This window comes from Pseudomonas sp. TWP3-2, from assembly GCF_049897765.1.
Taxonomy (GTDB): Bacteria; Pseudomonadota; Gammaproteobacteria; order Pseudomonadales; family Pseudomonadaceae; genus Aquipseudomonas.
This window is the reverse complement of record NZ_JAFCWW010000012.1, coordinates 1-21,697: the sequence shown is the minus strand read 5'-3', so window position 1 is coordinate 21,697 and position 21,697 is coordinate 1. Positions and strand designations below refer to the sequence as shown.

The 21,697-nt window shown below is 59.8% G+C and carries 23 protein-coding genes; 8 read left to right on the top strand and 15 right to left on the bottom strand.

From position 1 onward, the window contains the following. Positions 1-86: 86 nt before the first annotated feature. Positions 87-1,094, top strand: a complete 1,008-nt coding sequence (locus ACP7EE_RS18170) for a DUF481 domain-containing protein (protein ID WP_426235687.1) — start codon at positions 87-89, stop codon at positions 1,092-1,094. Positions 1,095-1,212: 118 nt separating this feature from the next. On the opposite strand, the gene ACP7EE_RS18165 is transcribed toward ACP7EE_RS18170, so the two are convergent. After that, positions 1,213-1,422 (bottom strand): cold-shock protein, encoded by a 210-nt coding sequence (locus ACP7EE_RS18165; RefSeq protein ID WP_002554837.1) that lies wholly within the window; start codon positions 1,420-1,422, stop codon positions 1,213-1,215. A gap of 355 nt (positions 1,423-1,777) precedes the next feature. Here ACP7EE_RS18165 and dcd point away from each other — a divergent pair, with 355 nt between their 5' ends. Next, entirely contained in the window at positions 1,778-2,344 is a 567-nt protein-coding gene (dcd, locus tag ACP7EE_RS18160) for a dCTP deaminase (RefSeq protein ID WP_129390062.1), read from the top strand. Between the two features lie 107 nt (positions 2,345-2,451). Next, positions 2,452-2,661: a hypothetical protein gene (locus tag ACP7EE_RS18155; protein WP_212549564.1), complete on the top strand. Its 210-nt coding sequence runs from the start codon at positions 2,452-2,454 to the stop codon at positions 2,659-2,661. A gap of 46 nt (positions 2,662-2,707) precedes the next feature. Here the strand turns inward: ACP7EE_RS18155 and pdeM are convergent, their stop codons facing one another. From pdeM to ACP7EE_RS18105, 10 genes are all read right to left on the bottom strand, one after another. Further along, complete coding sequence (gene pdeM / locus ACP7EE_RS18150; protein WP_426235685.1) at positions 2,708-3,364, bottom strand: ligase-associated DNA damage response endonuclease PdeM; 657 nt, start codon at positions 3,362-3,364, stop codon at positions 2,708-2,710. Next, the gene (locus ACP7EE_RS18145; protein WP_426235683.1) at positions 3,364-5,850 is read right to left on the bottom strand and encodes a ligase-associated DNA damage response DEXH box helicase; all 2,487 of its coding nucleotides are present in this window, start codon (positions 5,848-5,850) and stop codon (positions 3,364-3,366) included. The genes pdeM and ACP7EE_RS18145 overlap by 1 nt, the downstream gene beginning before the upstream one ends. Positions 5,851-5,909: 59 nt before the next feature. Next, positions 5,910-6,674 (bottom strand): ABC transporter ATP-binding protein, encoded by a 765-nt coding sequence (locus ACP7EE_RS18140; protein WP_420648237.1) that lies wholly within the window; start codon positions 6,672-6,674, stop codon positions 5,910-5,912. A gap of 13 nt (positions 6,675-6,687) precedes the next feature. After that, positions 6,688-7,806, bottom strand: coding sequence for a succinylglutamate desuccinylase/aspartoacylase family protein (locus ACP7EE_RS18135; protein WP_426235680.1), 1,119 nt, complete (start codon positions 7,804-7,806; stop codon positions 6,688-6,690). A 26-nt stretch (positions 7,807-7,832) separates the two neighbouring features. Then, a complete protein-coding gene (locus tag ACP7EE_RS18130) occupies positions 7,833-8,543 on the bottom strand; it encodes an ABC transporter permease (RefSeq protein ID WP_426235678.1) in 711 nt (236 codons plus the stop codon). Then, on the bottom strand, positions 8,540-9,268 hold the full coding sequence (locus tag ACP7EE_RS18125) for an ABC transporter permease (RefSeq protein WP_426205504.1): 729 nt from the start codon (positions 9,266-9,268) through the stop codon (positions 8,540-8,542). The genes ACP7EE_RS18130 and ACP7EE_RS18125 overlap by 4 nt, the downstream gene beginning before the upstream one ends. 56 nt (positions 9,269-9,324) lie before the next feature. Further along, a complete protein-coding gene (locus ACP7EE_RS18120) occupies positions 9,325-10,107 on the bottom strand; it encodes a transporter substrate-binding domain-containing protein (RefSeq protein ID WP_426205505.1) in 783 nt (260 codons plus the stop codon). Positions 10,108-10,476: 369 nt separating this feature from the next. After that, positions 10,477-12,165 (bottom strand): ATP-dependent DNA ligase, encoded by a 1,689-nt coding sequence (locus ACP7EE_RS18115; protein WP_426235676.1) that lies wholly within the window; start codon positions 12,163-12,165, stop codon positions 10,477-10,479. Continuing rightward, positions 12,162-13,196, bottom strand: coding sequence for a ligase-associated DNA damage response exonuclease (locus ACP7EE_RS18110; RefSeq protein WP_426205507.1), 1,035 nt, complete (start codon positions 13,194-13,196; stop codon positions 12,162-12,164). Before ACP7EE_RS18110 ends, ACP7EE_RS18115 begins: the two co-directional genes overlap by 4 nt. A 300-nt stretch (positions 13,197-13,496) precedes the next feature. Then, positions 13,497-15,947: a penicillin acylase family protein gene (locus ACP7EE_RS18105; protein ID WP_426235674.1), complete on the bottom strand. Its 2,451-nt coding sequence runs from the start codon at positions 15,945-15,947 to the stop codon at positions 13,497-13,499. Positions 15,948-16,170: 223 nt separating this feature from the next. On the opposite strand from ACP7EE_RS18105, the gene ACP7EE_RS18100 reads away from it, so the two are divergent. Then, the gene (locus ACP7EE_RS18100; protein WP_426235808.1) at positions 16,171-16,728 is read left to right on the top strand and encodes a cysteine hydrolase family protein; all 558 of its coding nucleotides are present in this window, start codon (positions 16,171-16,173) and stop codon (positions 16,726-16,728) included. Between the two features lie 194 nt (positions 16,729-16,922). Here ACP7EE_RS18100 and ACP7EE_RS18095 read toward each other — a convergent pair whose 3' ends face one another. From ACP7EE_RS18095 to ACP7EE_RS18080, 4 genes are read right to left on the bottom strand one after another with little or no spacing between them, the layout of a single operon-like run. Continuing rightward, complete coding sequence (locus ACP7EE_RS18095; RefSeq protein WP_420648229.1) at positions 16,923-17,147, bottom strand: SEC-C metal-binding domain-containing protein; 225 nt, start codon at positions 17,145-17,147, stop codon at positions 16,923-16,925. Beyond that, entirely contained in the window at positions 17,144-17,644 is a 501-nt protein-coding gene (locus ACP7EE_RS18090) for an LEA type 2 family protein (protein WP_426235672.1), read from the bottom strand. Before ACP7EE_RS18090 ends, ACP7EE_RS18095 begins: the two co-directional genes overlap by 4 nt. 41 nt (positions 17,645-17,685) lie before the next feature. Continuing rightward, positions 17,686-18,162, bottom strand: coding sequence for a YchJ family protein (locus ACP7EE_RS18085; protein ID WP_420648227.1), 477 nt, complete (start codon positions 18,160-18,162; stop codon positions 17,686-17,688). Positions 18,163-18,166: 4 nt separating this feature from the next. Beyond that, entirely contained in the window at positions 18,167-18,664 is a 498-nt protein-coding gene (locus ACP7EE_RS18080; RefSeq protein ID WP_426235670.1) for a DUF6231 family protein, read from the bottom strand. Between the two features lie 199 nt (positions 18,665-18,863). Here ACP7EE_RS18080 and ACP7EE_RS18075 point away from each other — a divergent pair, with 199 nt between their 5' ends. The 4 genes from ACP7EE_RS18075 to ACP7EE_RS18060 all read left to right on the top strand — a co-directional run bounded on the left by ACP7EE_RS18075 (position 18,864) and on the right by ACP7EE_RS18060 (position 21,565). Further along, the gene (locus ACP7EE_RS18075; protein ID WP_426235668.1) at positions 18,864-19,559 is read left to right on the top strand and encodes an OmpA family protein; all 696 of its coding nucleotides are present in this window, start codon (positions 18,864-18,866) and stop codon (positions 19,557-19,559) included. A gap of 92 nt (positions 19,560-19,651) precedes the next feature. Next, complete coding sequence (locus ACP7EE_RS18070; protein WP_420648224.1) at positions 19,652-20,374, top strand: OmpA family protein; 723 nt, start codon at positions 19,652-19,654, stop codon at positions 20,372-20,374. Positions 20,375-20,535: 161 nt separating this feature from the next. After that, positions 20,536-20,814 (top strand): DUF1145 domain-containing protein, encoded by a 279-nt coding sequence (locus ACP7EE_RS18065; RefSeq protein ID WP_426205512.1) that lies wholly within the window; start codon positions 20,536-20,538, stop codon positions 20,812-20,814. Continuing rightward, positions 20,807-21,565, top strand: a complete 759-nt coding sequence (locus tag ACP7EE_RS18060) for a collagen-like protein (protein ID WP_426235666.1) — start codon at positions 20,807-20,809, stop codon at positions 21,563-21,565. Before ACP7EE_RS18065 ends, ACP7EE_RS18060 begins: the two co-directional genes overlap by 8 nt. Positions 21,566-21,697 lie beyond the last annotated feature (132 nt).

Here is a 21,697-nt window from a genome sequence, read left to right as displayed (position 1 = left end):
GAAATAGTTGGGTCAGTCCTTGTCAGGGTCTTATTCCTACGGATAATGCCGAACTTTTTCCGCAATCTTGAGCCTTCGATCCGCTTATGTTGTCCAGAACCTTGATGTGCCTTGCTGTGTTCAGTGCGTCCACGCCCCTGCTTGCCGATACTGTCTGGTTGAAGAACGGTGACAAGCTGAGCGGTAAAATTACCGTTTTCGACGGCGGCAAACTATTGGTCCAGACCAAGTACGCTGGCGCCGTCTCGATTGACTGGAAAGAGGTCAAGACCCTGGAAAGCGATCAGGAGTTATTGGTCAAGCAGGACGCCTATAGCGGCGAGAAAGCCAAATCGCTGAGCGCCGCCGAAGAAGGCAAGGTCACCCTGGCCAACGGCGAAGCGCCGAAGACTGTGGAGCTGGCGAGCATTCAGCAGATCCTCAAGCCTAAACCTGTCGTCGAAGATCTGGTGTGGAAGGGCAATGTGGATCTGGCGCTGGATTATCAGCGTGCCGAAAAAGACACCGATGACTATGACGTCGGCTTCAAGACTACTGCGCGTCACGGCCGCTGGCGTCACATCGCTGAAGGCGAGTACAACCGCGAAGTACAGGATGACGTGACCACCACTGACAATTGGCGCGCCGAGTATTCCCTCGATCGCTTCCTGACGGATCAGTGGTTCTGGCAGGGTCGTGTGAATTACAAGCGCGATCACATCGAAGAACTGGCCCGTCAGCGTGTGGTGGGTACCGGTCCGGGCTACCAGTTCTGGGATGATGAGTTGGGCGCGTTCTCTCTTGGCTCGCTGTTCAACCGCACCGACTATCAATATCGCGACGGCGCCAAAGACAACTTCTATTCGATCGCTATGAAATGGGATTACAACCGTTACCTGATCGGCAAGAAAGTCGAATTCTTCACCAACGGCGAAGTGGGCAAGCCGCTTTCAGGTGTAGCCGATTACGCACTGGATGCCGAGATGGGCCTGCGCTACAAGGTCACCGACTGGGCGTCGCTGAATCTCAAGGCTGAGCGTGACATCATCAGTGGTACCAACGATGCGGATTTGAACAAGACCCGTTACACCGCAGGGTTTGGCGTCGCCTGGTAACACCGCCTACGAAAAATCGCAGCCATTGCGGCTGCGATTTTTTTTGCGCGCACAAAACACACGCCCACAAAAAAGCCCCGCTTTTGAGGGCGGGGCTTTTTACTAAAGAAGCTACAAGTTAGATAACTTGTACTTCCTCAGCTTGCATGCCTTTCTGACCGCGGGTAGCGATGAAAGAAACCTGTTGGCCTTCTTTCAGGCTTTTGAAGCCGTCGGATTGGATAGCTTTGAAGTGAACGAACAGGTCGTCACCGGATTGTGGAGTGATGAAGCCGAAGCCTTTTTCATCGTTGAACCACTTAACGGTACCGGTTTGGCGATTAGACATGGTGTAACTCCTTGAACAAAGATAACTGCGACGCAGGAAGTGCCCTGGCCGAGACTGAGTGCAAAGAGCAGGAAAAATTCTTGTAGATGGTTGGATCGAAATTCAACATATCGTGTAGAGATTCTCAGTGACACAAGCAACACAGTGACGCCACCTTAACCGGTTTTTCGTAACGTGCCAATGTTTCTTGCAAAGGTTTCTTGAATTTAAGGATCAGCGGTTCCGCGGATCGTCGCCACGCCCCGTATTTCCGGGGAGTTCGGCGAGAATTGCTCGACGGACTTTGAACGCGGCGGCGCGCCCGGTAAGATGCCGGACAGATTTTTTCTCCACCTCGTTATTCAGGACACCCGCCATGAGCATCAAATCGGACAAGTGGATTCGCCGCATGGCGCAGGAACACGGCATGATCGAACCGTTCGTTGAGCGCCAGGTGCGTGGCAACGACGACAACCGCGTGATCTCCTACGGTGTGTCGAGCTACGGCTACGATGTGCGTTGCACTAACCACTTCAAGGTGTTCACCAACATCAACTCGTCCATCGTCGACCCGAAAAATTTCGACCCGGGCAGCTTCGTCGACGTCCACAGTGACGTCTGCATCATCCCGCCGAATTCCTTTGCGCTGGCCAGCACCGTCGAATACTTCCGTATTCCACGGAACGTTCTGACCATCTGCCTGGGTAAAAGCACCTACGCGCGCTGCGGCATTATCGTCAACGTGACGCCGCTCGAGCCTGAGTGGGAAGGTCATGTGACGCTGGAATTCTCCAACACCACCAACCTGCCAGCGAAGATCTACGCCAACGAAGGTGTGGCGCAGATGCTTTTCCTCGAATCCGATGAGGAATGCGAAGTTTCCTACAAGGACCGTGGCGGCAAGTACCAGGGCCAGCGTGGCGTAACACTGCCGCGTACCTGAGTCGTCCATCCGGCGGATGTCGGGAATTCTTTGGCGGGCAGACACTCTATGGGGTGTACTGCCCGTTTTTGTTTCTGGCAAAACGGGCCTTCGCCGAGGAGTGCTTCATGAAGATCGATCCGCATATCACTGCCGAACTCGCAAGGCTTGAGCCCAATCAGATTGGCGTTTTGGCCTGGTCCCTGTTGGCGCACCCGCCCATCAGCATGGCCGGCGGTATTCCTGGTCAGCCTGATCCCGATACCCCAAACGAGCAGCCGACCGAACCTGGCGAACCGACGTTGCCGGACGAGCCGCCACCCGCGCCTGTCGCCTGATCCGCACATTCATGCATGGCCCGTGAGTTGAAGTCTGAACAACATTTCAACTCACGGGCCATATTTCGTTATCACCGATGACGAAAATCCTGCAATTGTCATCCCGATCAACCTGATAGCCGCCAGTAAACGCACCGAACGCCGGTAGCAAGCTGATCCGCTCACCCAATCTGAAACACGCCAGGCGCAGACTTTGCCGACCTTTGCCGTGTAGGCGATAGACCGGATGCACATGGCCCGCCAACACATGCCGCTCAGGATGCGGGTCCGGTTCGTGCTGCAGGGCGAACGGCCCAAGCAGCAGCGGCTCGGGCACAACGCGGATATTCAGCGATGCCGGTGGATCACCCGCACGTTTGTCGTGGTTGCCGCGAATCAGCGTCATCGGCAGATCCGCATGGCGAGCGCGCCACTGCGCCAGCGTCTGCAAGGTCCCGGCGGCATGCGAACCCGGGCCGTGCAGGAAATCGCCAAGGAAAATCAGTTGCCGACACGGTAGTTTCGCCAGCATCCGCTCGATCACTTCAACGTTACTGGCCGTGGTGCCATGCGGCACCGGTTGACCGAGGCTGCGATAGGCCGCGGCTTTGCCAAAATGCACATCGGCAATCAGCAACGCTTGCTGTGCCGGCCAATACAGGGCTTTTTCCGGCAACAACCAGAGTTCTTCTCCCGCGAGACGCACCGGATAGGCCGCATCCATCAGGATTTACCGCTGTCGGCAGTTTTTTCCAGATCGCCAACCATGCGCCTGATGCGGTCAGCAAGTTTTTCCGAACTCATGCTTTCGCGCATGCGCTCCACCAGCAACGGAAAGCCGAGCGGTGTAGGACGTTTGATCAGGTGCAGGTCGAGTTTCATCCGGTTGATGCGCTCCAATGTCTGTTCCAGTCGACGAATATCCAGTTCTTCGCGCAGGACTTCTTCCCCGGCCTGCGCCAGCAACAGGTTGTCGGCGTCGTATTGTTTGAATACTTCGAAAAACAGACCGCTGGAGGCCTGCACTTGTCGGGTGCTTTTCGGCGCACCGGGATAGCCGGCGAACACCAGCCCGGCGATCCGTGCGATTTCCCGAAAGCGCCGCAATGCGAGTTCACCAGCATTGAGGCTGGCCAGCACGTCGCGCAATAAATCCTCAGGACTGAGCAGCGCGGCATCAAGTTGCTGCGACCAGTCAACCGGCGTGGCGCTGAGTAATTCGAGTCCGTAATCGTTGACCGCAATCGAGAACGTAACGGGCTGTCGTTGACTGACGCGCCACGCCAGCAGGCTGGCCAGCCCCAGATGCACTTGGCGACCGGCAAACGGGTAGATAAAAAGATGCCAGCCTTCGCGGGATTTCAGCACCTCGGCCAGCAAGTTCTCCCGAGTTGGCAGACCCGACCAGCGCGACTGGGTTTCCAGTAGCGGTCGCAGTGCCTGCATCTCCGGGCCAATAAACTGGCCCTGCTCAGCGGCACTGAAACGCTCGACCACCGCCTCGGCGAGTTCATTCGAGAGCGGCATGCGCCCGCCATTCCAGCGCGGCACCGCAGCTTTTTTCGCAGTGCTGCGTTTGACGTAAGCGGTCATGTTTTCTACCCGCACCAGTTCCAGCAAGCGCCCGGCGAACAGGAAGCCGTCGCCGGGCTTGAGCCGGGCGATAAAACCCTCCTCGACGCTGCCCAACTGCTTGCCGCCACCGCCCTTGCTCCAGAATTTCAGCTGAATGCTCGCATCGCTGACGATGGTGCCGATGCCCATGCGATGGCGCCGCGCCAAGCGTGCGTCGGGTACGCGCCAGACGCCATGCTCATCCGGCTCGACCCTTCGGTAATCCGGATACGCCGTCAGAGACATCCCGCCGTGACGTACGAAAGCCAGCGCCCACGCCCAATCGGCAAGGCTCAGTTCGCGATATGCCCAAGCGCCACGGACTTCTTCGTACAGCTCATCGGGCAGAAACCCACCGCCAAGCGCCATGCTCACCAGATGCTGCACCAGCACATCCAGTGGTTTGTGCGGCGACTGGCGCGGTTCGATCCGTCGCTGGGCTACGGCGTCCTTGGCTGCTGCGGCTTCGATCAATTCCAGGCTGTGCGTCGGCACCAATGTCACCCGCGACGTGCGTCCGGGAGCGTGGCCAGAACGGCCGGCACGCTGCATCAAACGGGCGACGCCTTTGGCCGAGCCGATTTGCAGCACGCGTTCGACCGGCAGGAAATCCACCCCCAGATCCAGACTCGACGTGCACACCACGGCTTTCAATTGGCCATTCTTCAGTGCCTGCTCAACCCAGTCGCGGGTGTCGCGCGCCAGCGAGCTGTGATGCAAGGCAATCAATCCGGCCCAGTCCGGCCGTGCCTCTAGCAAGGCCTGATACCAGATCTCCGATTGCGCCCGCGTGTTGGTGAACACCAGGCTGCTGGCGCAGGCGTCAAGTTCGGCGACCACTTGCGGCAACATCTTCAGGCCGATGTGTCCGGCCCAGGGAAAACGCTCGGTAGCGGGTGGGAGCAGCGTATCGACCGCGAGCGTTTTTTCGCTTTGGCCCTGAATACTCACGCCGCCACCCTGTGGGATCAGCACTTCTTCGGCGTGGGATTGATTTCCGAGGGTGGCGGATACGCCCCAGACGATCAGTTCGGGATTCCAGCGCCGCAGCCGTGCGAGTGCGAGTTGCAGTTGCACGCCGCGTTTGTTGCCGAGCAGTTCATGCCATTCATCGACCACGACCATGCGCAGGGTCGCCAGCGCAGTTTGCGCGTCGGCGCGGGCGAGCATCAGGGTCAGGCTTTCCGGGGTGGTGATCAGCGTGGTCGGCGGCCGGCGGTTTTGCCGCGCGCGTTCGCTGCTGCCGGTGTCACCAGTGCGCAAGCCGACGCTCCAGGGGATTTGCAGATCGTCCAGCGGCGCCTGCAACGCACGCGCAGTGTCGGCAGCGAGGGCGCGCATCGGCGTAATCCACAGCACTGTCAGCGGTTCAGCAAGCGGTTTGCGCTTGCGCGTGGTTTCTACTGGCGCGCGTAGACGGGCAAAGCGATTCAGCGCGGCAAACCATACCGCATAGGTTTTACCGGCGCCGGTGCTGGCGTGCAGCAATCCGGATTCGCCGCGTTTAACCGCCGCCCACACCTGTTTCTGAAAGGCGAATGGTTTCCAGCCGCGGGCGTTGAACCAGAGTCTGGCGAAGTCGGTGGAGGTTCCCATGCCGGCGGTATGCGCTCTGAACGTGTTCCTTCAGTGACCGCGCGGGCATGGGTTTAGTTTTACTTGAGATTGCCGCTGAGAAATTGCTTGAGGCGTTCGCTCTGCGGATTGCCCAGCACGTCTTCCGGCGCACCTTCCTCTTCCACCAGCCCTTGATGGAGAAACAGCACTTGGCTGGAAACCTTGCGCGCAAAACTCATCTCGTGGGTCACCATGATCATCGTCCGGCCTTCCTCGGCCAGGCCCTGAATCACTTTCAGCACTTCGCCCACCAACTCCGGGTCGAGCGCTGAAGTCGGTTCGTCGAACAGCATCACCTCAGGCTCCATCGCCAATGCTCGTGCGATGGCAACCCGTTGCTGCTGGCCGCCAGACAGAAACGCCGGATACTGATCCGCCACGCGCGCCGGCAACCCTACTTTGTCCAGATAACGCCGCGCACGGTCATCAGCTTCCTGCTTGCTGCAACCCAGCACCCGGCGCGGGGCCATGGTGATGTTTTCCAGCACGGTCATGTGGCTCCACAGATTGAAATGCTGGAACACCATCGCCAGCCGCGTGCGCAGGCGTTGCAATTCATCGGCGTCGGCGACATGCATGCCGTGGCGGTCGTTGACCATGCGGATTGCCTTGCCATCGAGGCTCATGGCGCCGTCGTTGGGTTGTTCGAGAAAGTTGATGCAGCGCAAAAATGTGCTTTTGCCCGAGCCGCTGGCGCCGATCAGGCTGATCACGTCGCCGGTCCTGGCCTTGAGCGAGACGCCTTTGAGCACTTGATGGTCGCCATAGCTTTTGTGCAGGCCTTCAACGGTCAGTTTGTACATGGGACAGACATCCTCAAGGCGAAAGTAGGTAGCCGCTGCGATAGGCTTCAGCGCCCGCGACGTGGGCGATCACCATGCCGGCGGTGGCCATGCGCCGCAGTGAGCGGGCGTAGAGCAGACCGGCAGTGGTGCAATGGATGGGCGTGATCCGATCACTGATCGGATCGATGACCTCGGCAATCTGCTGCCCGGCCTTCAGGTATTCGCCGGGGGTGACGCTGTACACCAGCAGCCCGCCGACCGGTGTAACCACCGGTTCGACCCCGGCCAGCGGCGTGGCGGGGAAGGGTAGCGGCGGCTGCGGTTTGGTTTCGCCCACGATCGCGTCGAACTGGATCAGGTAGTCGATCAGCGCCTGACAGTCGCGGCTGGCCAGCGGATGGCTGACGTCACCCTGACCGCGCAACTCGACGGTGACGGAGAAACTGCCAAGCGGAATCTCGAACTGTTCGCCAAAGCGCTCCCTCAATTGCCACCAGAGCAGCGTGAAGCATTCATCAAACGACTGACCACCGGAATCAGTGGCCAACAGGCTCGCCTGCGATCCGATATAACGCGCCAGCGGCTCGACCTGCGGCCACGCTTCGGGCGTGGTGTACAGGTGAACGATGGATTCAAAATCGCAGTGCAAGTCCAGCACCATGTCCGCGTCGCAGGCCAGCCGTTGCAGGGTCAGGCGCTGAGATTGCAACTGCGTGGCGGGCGATTGCCGGGCGAGGGCGTCGCGCAGGCTGGCGCGGATCAGTTCGAGGTTGTGCTGCGGGTCATCGCCGAGCCGGCCTTCGATCTGGTTGCCGATTTCTTCGCTGAGATCGACGAACCAGCGATTGAAATTCTGCCCGCTCTCCAGTTCATAGCGACCCAGCGGCACGTCCATCAGCACTTGTTCGAGGCCGATCGGGTTGGCCACCGGCACCAGCACGATTTCGCTGCGCAGACGGCCGGCGGCTTCCAGCTCCGCCAGCCGTTGCTTGAGGTGCCAGGCCACAAGCATGCCCGGCAGTTCGTCGGCGTGCAGCGAGGACTGGATGTAGATCTTGCCCTTGGCCTTGTCCGGGCCGAAGTGGAAGCTGTGGATCTGGCGCGCGGTCCCCGGCAGCGGGGCCAGCAGGTCATGTATCTGGTGGCGCATTTGTTGTTTCCCGAAACGGAAAAGTCTTAGTGGGTCGGCCCGAGGAAGGCCAGCCAGCGGCGTTCGGCGAGGCGGAACAGGCCGACCAGCGCAAAGGTAATGCTCAGGTAGATCAGCGCAGCGATACCGAACGACTGAAAGGTCAGGAAGGTCGCCGAGTTGGCATCCCGCGCGACTTTCAGAATGTCCGGAACGGTCGCGGTGAAGGCCACAGTGGTCGAGTGCAGCATCAGAATCACTTCGTTGCTGTAATACGGCAGCGAACGGCGCAGGGCCGAGGGCATGATCACGTAGGCATATAGTTTCCAGCCAGTCAGACCGTAGGCCTTGGCCGCTTCGACTTCGCCGTGGTTCATGCTGCGAATCGCCCCGGCGAAAATCTCCGTGGTGTAGGCGCAAGTGTTGAGGGCGAAGGCGAGGATCGTGCAGTTCATCGCATCGCGAAAGAAACTGTCGAGCAGCGGTTGCGCGCGTACGGCGGCGAGGCTGTAGATCCCGGTGTAGCAAATCAGCAGCTGGATATACAGCGGCGTGCCACGGAACAGGTAGGTGTAGAACTGCACTGGCCAGCGAATGTAGAAATTCGGCGAGACGCGAGCAATCGATAGCGGGATCGACACGAGGAAACCGATGAAAATCGAGGCGCTGAGCAGCCACATCGTCATCGCCAGCCCGGTGATGTTCTGGCCGTCGGTATAAAGGAAGGCTTTCCAGTATTCCTGCAGAAGTTCGATCATCGTACGGCCTCCCGCGCGCCGGCAGCGTAGCGGCGTTCGAGCCAGCGCAGGATGAAGTTGGAAGCGCTGGTGATCAACAGGTAGATCAACGCGGCGATCACCAGAAAGTAGAACAGTTGATAGGTGCTCTTACCGGCGTCCTGCGCGGCTTTGACCAGATCAGCCAGGCCGATGATCGACACCAGCGCGGTGGCTTTGAGCATCACCATCCAGTTATTGCCGATGCCCGGCAGGGCGAAGCGCATCATTTGCGGGAACACCACATAGCGAAAACGCTGACCGCGCTTGAGGCCGTAAGCCGTGGCGGCTTCGACCTGACCGCGTGGCACCGCGAGGATCGCGCCGCGAAACGTCTCGGTGAAGTACGCACCATAGATGAAGCCCAGGGTCAGTACCCCGGCGCTGAACGGGTCAATCTCGATGTATTCCCATTCCATGTAGTCGGTGAGCGTCGTCAGCCAGGTTTGCAGGCTGTAGAAGATCAGCAGCATTAGCACCAGATCCGGCACGCCGCGAATCAGCGTGGTGTACAGCTGCGCCGGCAGACGTACGAGTTTGACTTTTGACAGCTTGGCACTGGCGCCGATCAGGCCGAGCAGCACGGCCACCAGCAGCGACAACGCCGATAATTTGATAGTCATCCAGGTGCCCTGCAACAGCAGCGGGCCGAAGCCCTGAAGACTGAACGCGGAGAGCCCCAGATTTTGTAAGAGGTTTTCGAACATAAATCAGCAACCTGACCGAATGAAAAAGGCGCCCATCAAGGATGGGCGCCGGCGCATTATTTGCCGCTGTACAGATTCAGATCGCCAAAGTGTTTCTTTTGAATCTCGGCGTATTTGCCGTCGTCGTGTAACGCTTTGATACCTTTATCCAAAAGCGCTTTCAGCTCGGTGTTACCTTTCTTGATACCGATAGCCGTTTTGGCTGGCAGCAGTTCGCTGTCGACCGGTTTGCTGACTTCGTAGCCTTCGCCTTTAGGCGACTTCAAGAACCCCAGTTCAGCTTGCAGCATGTCCTGGATCGCGGCATCGAGCCGCCCGGAAGTCAGGTCGGAATACACCTGATCCTGGTTCTGATAGGCCTGGGTTTTCACACCGGCCTTGTCCAGTACGGCTTTGGCGTAGGCTTCCTGAATGGTGCCTTGCTCGTAACCGACGGTTTTGCCTTTGAGGGACGCGACGTCTTCGCTCAGTCCGGAGCCCTTCTTGAACACGTAAGCGGTCGGGCCGGAGAACAGCTCAGCAGAGAAGTCGATGACTTTCTCGCGGGCCGGAGTCACGGTCATCGACGAGATCACGCCGTCGAATTTGTTGGCCTTGAGGCCCGGAATCATGCCGTCGAAGTCACTTTCGACCCACTTGCACTTGACCTTCAGCTCGGCGCAGATCGCGTTGCCCAGATCAATGTCGAAGCCCACCAGGCTGCCATCCGCCGCTTTTGATTCGAACGGTGCGTAGGAAGGGTCAACGCCGAAACGCAACTCTTTATATTCCTTGGCCAGCGCGGAACCGGCGGCCATGCACAACGCCAGTGCAGAAAGAGTCAGCAATGCTTTTTTCATTATTCAATCCCTAAGAACCAATATGAGCGCTTGTGGCGCAGAATTATTGTTACTGGAACGCTTACGACTTATAGAAAGTAGCAATTTCCGAACCATAGTCCCGAACAAGTGTTTTAAAAGGCGTGGGAAGAGGACGGTGGGGAGGGGAATGCACGGAATCGGGCGCACGCAAAACGCTGCACCAGGTTGGTTCGACGTAGATGAATTTATGGCACTTGAAGCTCTTGTGGCGAGGGGATTTATCCCCGTTCGGCTGCGCAGCAGTCGTAAATCCCGAGTTATTGGATCTTCTGAAAATAGCAGGGGCCGCTTCGCAGCCCAGCGGGGATAAATCCCCTCGCCACAGGGGTGGTGGGCATTCCAGGAAGGTCAGGCGAGCAGGTCTTGCAGGGTTGCCAAACTGTCGGCCTCTTCCACGGTCTTGTCCTGACGCCAGCGCAGCATCCGTGGGAAGCGCACGGCAATCCCGCTTTTGTGTCGGCGTGACAGCGCGATGCCCTCGAAGCCCAGCTCAAACACCAGACTCGGTTTCACACTGCTGACCGGGCCGAATTTTTCCACCGTGGTCTTGCGCACGATGCTGTCGACCTGACGCATTTCCGCATCGGTCAGCCCCGAATAAGCCTTGGCAAACGGCACCAGCGCCCGTTGGCTGGAATCCGGCGGCCCATCCCACACCGCGAAGGTGTAATCGCTGTACAAACTGGCGCGCCGACCATGACCGCGCTGGGCGTAGATCAACACCGCATCGACGCTGAACGGATCGACCTTCCATTTCCACCACACGCCCATGTCCTTGGTGCGGCCCACGCCGTACATCGCGTCGCGGGCCTTGAGCATCATGCCTTCAACGCCCAGACGCCGAGAGGCTTCACGTTGTTTGGCCAGATCGAGCCAATCGCTGCCGGTCAGGATCGGCGAGGGCATCAGCACCGGGCTGTTGCACTGCGCAATCACCTGCTCGAGTTGCGCGCGGCGTTTGACCTGCGGCTGATTGCGCCAGTCTTCGCCCTGCCATTCCAGCAAGTCGTAGGCGAGGACAACGACTGGCACTTCTTCGAGGATTTTCTTGTCGAGGGTTTTGCGGCCGATGCGCTGTTGCAGCAAGGCGAACGGCTGCACCGCTGGCGGTTCCGTCGATTGCGGGTCGAAGGCATCTTCGGTGGTTGGATGAGTGCTTTTCCACACCACAATTTCGCCGTCGATCACCGTGCCATCGGGCAAGCCGTGCACCAGCGTTTCGAGTTCGGGGAAGCGTTCGGTGACCAGTTCTTCACCACGCGACCAGATCCACAGCCGCCCCTCACGCTTGACCACCTGCGCGCGAATGCCGTCCCATTTCCATTCAATCTGCCAGTTGCCGGGAGGTCCGAGCAGCGCGTCGAACTGTTCAACAGGCTGCGACAATCCATGGGCGAGGAAGAACGGGTAGGGCTGACCGCCGCGCTGGGCGTGTTCATCACTGGATTCGGGGGCGACCAGCTTCAGATAACTGTCGGCGCTTGGCCGGTTCGACAAGTCGGTATAACCCACAAGCCGCTGCGCCACGCGCTTGCTGTCGAGTCCGGCCATTGCCGCCAGTGCACGGGTCACCAGCAGTTTCGACACGCCAACCCGGAAGCTGCCAGTGATCAGTTTGATGCACAGCATCAGGCTCGGCCGATCCAGTTGCGCCCATAGCGCTGGCAACTGGCGGGCAAGGTACTCTGGGGTTTCACCGCGCAGTGGCAGGAGTTTGTGTTCGATCCATTCGGCGAGGCCGGCCTCGGAGCTGTGCGGATTTTCCGGTAGCACCAGCGAGATGGTTTCCGCCAGATCGCCGACGGCTTGATAACTCTCCTCGAACAGCCACGGCGTCAGCCCCGACACCTCAACCGCCAGCTCACGCAGAATGCGCACTGGCACCAGTTGTCGAGGTCGCCCACCGGACAAAAAGTACACCGCCCACGCCGCATCTTCCGGCGCAGCCTTGGCGAAAAAATCCTGCATGGCCGCCAGTTTGGCGTTGCTGGACGTGGTGGCGTCGAGTTCGGCGTACAGCCCGGCGAAATCTTTCATGGCTGCACCTCGGCGACGGCGGGTTCGGCGCTGATGTTGTCCTCTTCATCGTCGCCGTATTCGGTGTTGAAACCTTGCGCGTCCAGGCCTTGTTCGCGCAGATGGCGTACCAGCACGCCGATTGAACCGTGGGTGACCATCACCCGTTCAGCTCCAGTCTGTTCGATGGCCCACAGGAGGCCGGGCCAGTCGGCGTGATCGGACAGTACGAAACCTCGATCCACCCCACGCCGACGCCGCGTGCCGCGCAGACGCATCCAGCCGCTGGCAAAACTGTCGCTGTACTCGCCGAAACGGCGCATCCAGCTACTGCCACCAGCGGAGGGTGGGGCGATGACCAAGGCCTGGCGCAGCATCGGGTCGTTCTTCTGCACATCACCGGCATAAATAGTCGGCGGCAGATAGACGCCGGCCTCTCTGTAGACGCGGTTCAGCGGTTCGACCGCGCCATGGCTGAGGATCGGTCCAAGGGTTTCGTCGATGCCGTGCAGAATCCGCTGGGCCTTGCCGAAGGAATAGCAGAACAGCACGCTGGCCTTGCCGGCCGCGATGTTCTCCGCCCACCACTGATTAATCTCGGCAAACACTTGGGCTTGCGGCTGCCAGCGGTAGATCGGCAGGCCGAAAGTCGATTCGGTGATGAAGGTGTGGCAGCGCACCGGTTCAAACGGGGCGCAGGTCCCGTCGGGTTCGATTTTGTAATCACCGGATGCGACCCAGACTTCGCCGCCGTACTCCAGACGCACCTGTGCTGAACCCAGCACGTGTCCTGCCGGGTGAAAACTCAGGGTGACGCCATGGTGGGTCAGGCGCTGGCCGTAATCGAGGGTTTGCAGGCTGATGTCCTGGCCCAATCGCGCGCGCAGAATCCCTTCGCCGGGGCTGGCGGCCAGATAGTGCTCGTTACCGGTGCGGGCGTGATCGCCGTGGGCATGGGTAATCACCGAGCGTTCGACCGGTCGCCACGGATCAATGTAGAAATCCCCTGCGGGACAATACAAACCTTCGGGGCGCGCGATAACAAGGTCCATGTCCTTACCAGGTGGGGGGGCTTGTTAGCTATGAGGTTTTGGCGGGCTCAGAAGTTCTATGGATTTCGCGGGAGGATCTAAGATTTTTGTTGGCGGGAAAATTGTTGCCCTCACCCCAGCCCTCTCCCGGAGGGAGAGGGGGCCGACGGAGGTGTCTGGCGGGGTACATCGACCTGAAAAACCGAGTCGATTATGGATTCGGTAAATCTCTTTCAAGTCGGTGTAAGTCTCAAGCAACCCCCAATCAGTCCCCTCTCCCTCCGGGAGAGGGCTAGGGTGAGGGGCTCTTGATCTTTAAGGCTATTTGCTCGGGGTCAATGTGAGACGGTTTTTACCGTAAACCCGATCAAAGTTCTGCGGTTGCATCGGCAACCCGATGTATTGCCCCTTGAGCCACGCATCAACCCCGTTCAGGTAATTCGGACTGAGCGGATTACCCGACTGCCCGGTCCCGTTCTGCCCCATCAGCGGTTCACTCTGGCCAAAATCGACGATAAAGCGCATCGATGGCGCGCGAGTGGTGGCGAAGTCCTGCCCCCAGGCAAATGCTGCCGTATTCAACGTCGTGTGGTCGCCGCCCGCTGCAAGTGGCCCGCGCACGGTCTGGCCGTTTGCATTTCTCCATGCGTAGCTGTGCAATTTGCCCCACTGCCAGGCCTTGTGATCGCCACCCAGTTGACTGTCGCCGGCGCTGATCGCGGCGGCCAGACTGCGGGCGAGGATCGCCGGTTTTTCTTCTTTCTGCGCGGTGCGCGCGTCGTCCCAGAACGGGCTGTCCTCACGCCCCAACAAATGATCGGCCTGGGCTGCGTAGGACAAATCGCCATTGGCAATAAACGCTTTCCACGCCGCACTGGTTTGCGGGCCGAGTTCGTCGAGGAAGATCTGCTGCATGCTTTCTTGCAGGAATAGCTCATAAATCGCCGCATCGGCCGAGGTCGGGCTGAGTTTGCCGTCGAACGCCATCAACCGCGTGAACGCCTCGCGAGCTTTGCCGCGATCAGCCTCGGGCAGTGCTTCGATGGCTTTCTTCAGCGGCTGGGCCATGCCCGGTGCTTCGAACATTTTCTTCAGTTTGGCGGCGAAAGTGGTGGTCTGGTCGTATTGCATGGCGATCACGCTGCGACCGTCATGCTTGCCGCTGCCGGCCAGTTCGGCCAGACGCTCGCCACGCTCTGGCGCCGCCCACGAGTTGGACAATTGCATGCCGTAGCCGTGAGGAATCACCCGTTGGTTGGCAGTGCCGAGCCAGCCTTGCGCCGGGTCTTGATCGTACGGGTGCAGCATCGGGTCGGCGTAACCGTCCCAGTCGTAGCGACCTTCCCAGCCCGGCGATGGCAGCAGGCCTTCGCCTTCACGGCGGTTGGGGAAACGGCCGGTGACTTGCCAGCCGATGTTGCTGGCGTCGGCGAATACCAGATTCAGCGCGATGGCGCGGATTTCGCGGCTGGCGTCCGAGGCACGTTCGACGGTCTGCGCGCGGCTCAGATCGAAAAATGCGTCGAGGGATTTGTCATCGGTGAAGCTCGGCGTCTGCAACGCCAGACCAAAACCTGCGCCTTGCGCCGCAGCCTGAGCACTGTTGAGCAGCGCACCGTGACGGGTTTCATACACCGCTTCGCGAATCGGCCGCTGGCCTTTGACGAAGTAGGTTTCGTTGCGCACGGTCACTGGCTGCCATTTGCCGTTGACCTCGTAGGACAGCGAGTTGCCCGAGCGACGAATTTTTTCCAGGAACAGATCCTGATTGTCGCCGAGCACGCTGGTCAGGCTCCACGCGACTTTGCCGTTGAAACCACCAAGCACCATCGGCAAACCGGCGACGGTCACCCCGGCAGCCTGATATTTCGGGGCGCGGATCTGCACGAAGCTCCACAGCGACGGCGCGGCCAACGGGCCATGGCTGTCGCTGGCCAGCAGGCTTTTGCCACTGCGGCTGCGTTGCGGGGCGATCGCCCAGTTGTTCGACGTCGTGTTGCCGAGCAGGTTGAACGCGGCAAGTTGTTCGCTGGCGTTGCTCAGCTCAGTCAGGCCCGGGATCTGCCCGGTGAGCTTGATGCCTTGCAGCTTGTCAGCCTCGCCCACCGGCAGTTTTTCGTCCGGCGCCGAGGGCGACAGCCAGGCGAGTTTGTCGGTGGTGACGGTTTGCGCCAGCACCAAAGATGCGATTTCTTCAGGCAGGTTGGCCGACTGGCTGAAGTTCAACAGACAGAAAATCAGCGCCGAATCTTCCGGCTTCCAATATTCCGGCTTGTAACCGCTGGCGGCGAGGTCGGCCGGCAGTTTTTCGGCGTAGCGGAACAGGTAAGCGTTGACGCCCCGCGCGTAGACTTCGAAGAAGCGCTTGAGGCGTGGCGACGAAGCTTTGTACAGCTCGCCGGCACTCTTCTTCAGATTGACTGCGCGCATGTAGCGGTCGGCGTCGAGCATCGATGCACCGGACATTTCCGCCAAACGGCCCTGAGCCAACAGGCGCAAAGTCACCATCTGATTGATGCGGTCGCTGGCGTGCACATAGCCAAGGGCGAACAGCGCATCGTGGAAGCTGTTGCTTTCGATCAACGGCATGCCCATCGCATTGCGCCGTACCGAAACGTTTTGCGCCAGACCCTTGAGCGGCTGCACGCCGGAGGTGGGCGGGAGGGTGTCCTGAGCGTTCCAGGTCTGACAACCGGTCAGGCTCAAAACACCAGCCACTGCTGCGGCAACGCCGAACCGGGGAAGAAAATGTGTAAGGGCTGGCGAGGCCATGGCAAAGCTCCTGCGGGGGTGTAAAGGCTGGGGGCGCAATAAAGGCGCTACGTTAGTGAGCAGGAGGTGGCCGCGCAAGCGGGGCGAGGGGTTTATTTCTCTCCACTGATCGTTCGCCTGGATGGCCGTCGCAGTCCTGCCGCTGGAGTTGATCACTTGCCTGGAGGTCGCGACTGATGCTCAAGTGCGCAGAATTCAATTTTCGTGCACGAGAATAATCGCCATGGAACTCAAGGCCAACGCCGCACTGATCATCATCGACCAGCAACAAGGCATCCTGCATCCGAAGCTCGGGCGGCGGAATAATCCGCTGGCCGAAGAACGAATCCTCGATTTGCTGAGGCTGTGGCGGCGCAGCGCGCGGCCAGTGATTCATGTGCAGCATCTGTCGCATTCGCCGGATTCGGTGTTCTGGCCGGAGCAGTCAGGCGTGGAGTTTCAGCAGAGATTTACGCCGCAGGGTAATGAATGGCTAGTCCAGAAGCGCGTGCCGGACGCATTCTGCGCGACCGGGTTGGAAGCGCGATTGCGCGAGGCTGGGATCGATCAGTTGGTGATTGTCGGCGTAGCCACCAATAATTCCGTGGAATCGACGGCGCGCACGGCGGGCAATTTGGGGTTTGAGGCGTGGGTGGCGGAGGATGGGTGTTTCACGTTCGACAAGGCCGATTACTTCGGCACGTTGCGCTCAGCCGAGGAGGTGCACGCGATGTCGCTGGGGAATTTGCATGGGGAGTATGCGACGGTGGTCAGCAGCGCTGACATTCTCAAGGCGGATTGAAAACCTTGTGGGAGCTGCGGTGCGACGATTCGACTTGCCAGCGATGGGGGCGACACATTCAGGATTGATGTTGCCTGACACTCAGCCATCGCTGGCAAGCCAGCTCCCACATAGTTTGATTGTGCGATCTACTGTGGGAGCGAGCCTGCTGGCGATAGCGATGTTTCAGGCGAAAAACATATCGGCCAGAAGCATCAAGCGCCGTGGCACTTCTTGAATTTCTTGCCGTTGCCGCATGGGCAAGGATCATTGCGGCCGACATCTTTCAGGGCGTTGCGCACCGGTTCCTGGTGGGCGTGGCCGCAGTTCGGGCCGTGTACATGGCCGTGGTCATGCTGATGGTCATGGCCGTGATCATGGGGTTGATGGTCATGATCGTGGTTGCAATCAGGGCCATGGACATGAGGTTGCTGGGTCATCGGGTTCGCTCCGGAATTAAATCGGCGGGGATTATCACGCCATTGCGCGCCAGGTGCACGTAGTGAGCGATGAATAAACCGGTTTCCATCTCGCCTTCCAGTCGATAGGGAATGCTTTGCCCGGGTTTTTTCAGCAGCTTCACTACCTCTTTGACCTTCGGCCAGAGATTGGTGCGGATCGGTACCTTGAAGTACGCGCTGCGTTTCGGCCCCACGGTGAACCAGTGTTCGTGCTCGCCCTCAGCCAGCAGCATGTCGCCCAAATGAATCCGGTATTCCAGACCGCGCACGGTCAGGTCTTCGTCGTTGGGATTGTCGATACGAAAATGCAGGATGAATTTCTGGTCCATGAGCCGGGCGCGCACCACCTCGACTTTGACCAGATGCACGGCCGGGTCTACGGGTTCATCAGTGAACCAGGATGCGCAGCCTCCCAGCCCCACGGACAGAAGCAGAAGCAGCGAGAAGGCTTTGAATGTGCGCCATTGACCGAGCATCGTGTGACTCCCTTTGCTGCCCAGTCTAGTCGCCGCTCATCTCAAGCGCCGAAATACCCCGCGCAGCACTTCTTGAACTTCTGCCCGCTGGCGCATGGACAGCTGTCATTGCGCCCCAGCTTCAACTGCACGGTCGGGTCGATGAAGTACCAGTGGCCGCTGTTCTGCACGAACGAAGAACGCTCACGATGGCTGTGTTCACCCTGACCATCGTGCCAGCGTGCGGTGAAAGTGACGAAGGCGTGTTCCGGCTGGCCACCGAACACTTCCGAGCTTTCAACTTCCAGCCCGAGCCAGGTGCTCTGCGCGCTCCAGTTGCTGATCGACTGGCGATCCAGCCCGGATTGCTGCGCGGGCAGGGTGGTCGCCACCAGATAATCGATCAGCCCCAGCACGTAGGCGCTGTAGCGCGAGCGCATCAGCGCTTCGGCGCACGGGGCCGGCAGGCCGGCGTGATAATGGCCGCAGCAGGCATCCAGCAGATTGCCGCTGCCGCACGGGCAAATGGCTGTACTCATCGCATTACCACCAGTATTTCCCGAAGTTTTCCGGATTGGCCCAGAACCTTGAGTTGAGCCAGTCGGGGACTTGTTTGTAGTCAAGCAGATCGTAGGTGAACAGCGTCAACACTTGTTCTTCGCGCTGAAAGCGTTCGCTGGCTTGCAGCGCCAGCGAATAGAAATCGGTTTCCTGCCAGCCACTGGCCGACAAATCCGCCAGCACCGCAATGCGACTGGCGTTGAGGTTGCGGATCCCGCCCAACAGATTCAAGCCGTCACGCTTGGGCAGATGTTCCAGGCAATCGACTACCAGCGCCAGATCGAAACGCCGCTCAGCCAGTTCGGCGGGCAGGGCACCGGGTGCGGCGTGCGCCACGCAAGTGTCCGGGTGCGCTTGTTTAAAAGCTGCCAGCGCCGGAAATTCACTGGCGCCGATCAACAGCAGGCGCGCCGGGGCGTAGCGATCGAGCAAAGCGGCCAGCGCCTGCTGCGGCGTGCGGGGAGAAATGGCAACGGTCATCGAAGATCCTCAATCAGACCGCCAAGACTAGCCTGCCTGACCGCGTCGGCAAAGTGCGCTGTCAAGCCGGTTTGCAACAAATGCGTCGAAGTCCTGTGAACACGCGCGCAAACCGCGGTGGCCTATTGCTGGCGGAGATTAAAACTCCGGTCTTTACTCCCTGAATCGGTTTTAAGCCGATCCCTCAGGAGAAAACTAGATGAGCATAGTTCGGACAGCATTACCCTTGGTTCTGCTAACCAGTGTGTTGACTGGTTGCGCAGGTTTGCAGAAAACCGACTGGCCGACCTGTGCGGCAGTCGGTGGTGTTATCGGCGCGGGCCTCGGTGCGACGGAGAGCGCCGCGTGGGCCGGTTACGGCGCGTTGGTTGTCGGCGGTACAGCGGCGGCTTACTGCTGGGTACACGGTGATGGCGACGAAGACGGTGATGGCGTGCCGGACAGCCGCGACAAGTGCCCGGGCACTCCGAAAGGCGTGCAGGTCGATGCCGATGGCTGCCCACCACCAGTGCCTGCGCCAGTGGTCGAAGAAGCTGTGGTGGTCAAGGAAGAAACCATCGTCATCCGCGATGTTCATTTCCAGTTCGACAAAGCCACGCTGACCGGCGCCGACAAGCAAGTGCTCGATAAAGTCGCCACGCGCCTGAAACAGGAATCCTCGACTGCGCGGTTGACCGTGACCGGTCACACCGACAGCGTCGGCAGCGATGCCTACAACCAGAAGCTGTCTGATCGCCGCGCGCACTCGGTAGTGGAATACCTGATCCAGAGTGGCGTGCCGCGCAGCAGCTTCGTTTCGGTGGCCGGTGCCGGTGAGAGCCAGCCAGTCGCTGATAACAAAACTGCCGACGGTCGCGCACTCAACCGTCGCACGGAGATCAAAATCGACCGCTAAGCCTCCCTCGCATCCGCGCCTTGTGCAGTCGCGGATGCGGGTCTTTACTCCTGTGTAACCGGTATGGGCCGGTGACACAGGAGCTTTCCCAAATGAGTGTTCTCTCAAGGTCCGTCTTGCCGGTGGTGCTGCTGAGCAGCCTGTTGACCGGTTGCGCCACCCACAGCGATGGTTCTGCCCCCCTCAATCAACGTACCTGGCCGATCTGCAGCGTCATTGGCGGACTGGTCGGTGGCGGTCTCGGCGCGATCGAAAGTGCCGGATGGGCCGGCGGCGGTGCAGCGCTGGGGATCCTCACCGGCGGACTGATCTGCTACGCCCAGGATGGCGATGAAGATGACGATGGCGTATTTGACCGCCGCGATCGTTGCCCCGACACCCCGGAAAACACCCCGGTCGACCACCGTGGCTGTCCGCTGCCGCAATACCCGGTTGTCGAGAAAAAGGTCGAACCCGTGCAGCAAACCGAAGTCATCACCTTGAGCGATGCAGGCAACGTGCTGTTCGATTTCGACAAGTCCGACCTCACACCTTCGGCCAAGGCGCAGCTGGATACGCTGATGGACAAACTGCGTAACGCCGATGTGGTGAGTATCAAGGTCGTCGGTCACACCGACAGCAAAGGCTCGGATGCTTATAACCAGGCATTGTCCGAACGTCGCGCGAGCAGCGTGGCTGAATATTTGCTGAGCCAGGGGCTGTCGCCGAGCAAGCTGACCAGTGAAGGGCGCGGTGAAAGCGAACCGGTTGCTGATAACGCCACTGACGAGGGGCGTTCGCAAAACCGTCGGGTAGAGTTGCACATCAATCGTTAGGATTTGTCTGTAGTACGCAGGCTAGAGCTGTCGGGCGCCGATCATCGGCGTGCCGGCAGCCTTCTGGCGATCGTAAGGGATTTTTATTTTTGCCTCTGGCTTATCGCCCGCAGAAGCGTTTACTGTGCGCCCAAAGAATAATTCGCAACACGGGGGCGCGTATGAAGGTTTTCTGGGGACTGGGGCGGTTGTTGACCCTGCTGTTCTGTTGTGTGGTGCTGGTCAATCAACTGGTGCCATTTGTCCATCCGCTGCACCTGCTGGTCAATCTGGCTGGCGGTCTGTTGTTGCTGATCCATGTATTCGAAGTGCTGCTGTGCAATCGCAGCCTCAAAGGTCGTCCGCATCCGTGGCGCGATCGTGGCCGAATTCTGCTGTTCGGCGTTTTCCACTTGCAAACCATCCCGGCCCCGGCCGCTCCGGAGGCTTCCCATGCGTAAACTTTGCCTGCTCGCTGCATTCATCAGTCCCTTGGCCTGTGCTCAAGTGGTCAGTGTTGAAACCAACTCGCTGATGCGTCTGCCCAATACCGCCAGCACCTTGCAGCTGGAAAAACTCGAAGTCGCCGATTACGGCACGCTGCTGGTTCCGTCGAATGTCACTGAGCTGAATGTGGGTGAATTGCGTCTGGGCCATGAGGCGCGGATTGCCATTGTGCCGAGTGAACAGGCGCTGGACATGAAGGTTGTGCGTGCCGAGTTGAGCGAAGGCAGCCAGATCACCGCGCGCGGTGCGCCGGGGACTTATCTGAAGGCCGCGCGCTCGGGGCGCAATCTGAACCTGCAATTCAAGGCGTTGAAAGCGCCGCTGTTGTTGGTGGATGCCCGAGGCGGCACCGGGGCGCCGGGTTTTGTCGGACTCGACGGCGCGAATGGCCAGGAGCCGGGTTGCACTTGGGGCCAGGCAGGTCGCGGGTTCGATGGTAGCAACGGCAGCGATGGCCAGCCGGGTGCTGCGGGCGCGTTGGTGCGACTGGAAGTGCCGCGTGATTTCCCGGCGGAATTGATCAAGGTTGACGTCGCTGGCGGTGCCGGTGGCGCGGCGGGTCCGGGTGGTAAGCCGGGGGCGGGGGGCAAGTCCAAGGGGTGTGTGGTTTATCGGGCCGATGGTGGCAAGAGTGGCAAGCCTGGGGTGGATGGGCAGCCGGGGCCTGCTGGAGCGGCTGGCTCAGTAACAGTTCAACGTCTCTAAAAGCCGACCCTCACTGTAGAGACCGGCACATCCTTTACACATTAGACCGGGGACATCGTTTACACCTTTACAGGCTTGATACGCGTTTGGCATCGCGTTCAAGCCTGCCTAAACAGAAGTTGCAAAGGTACA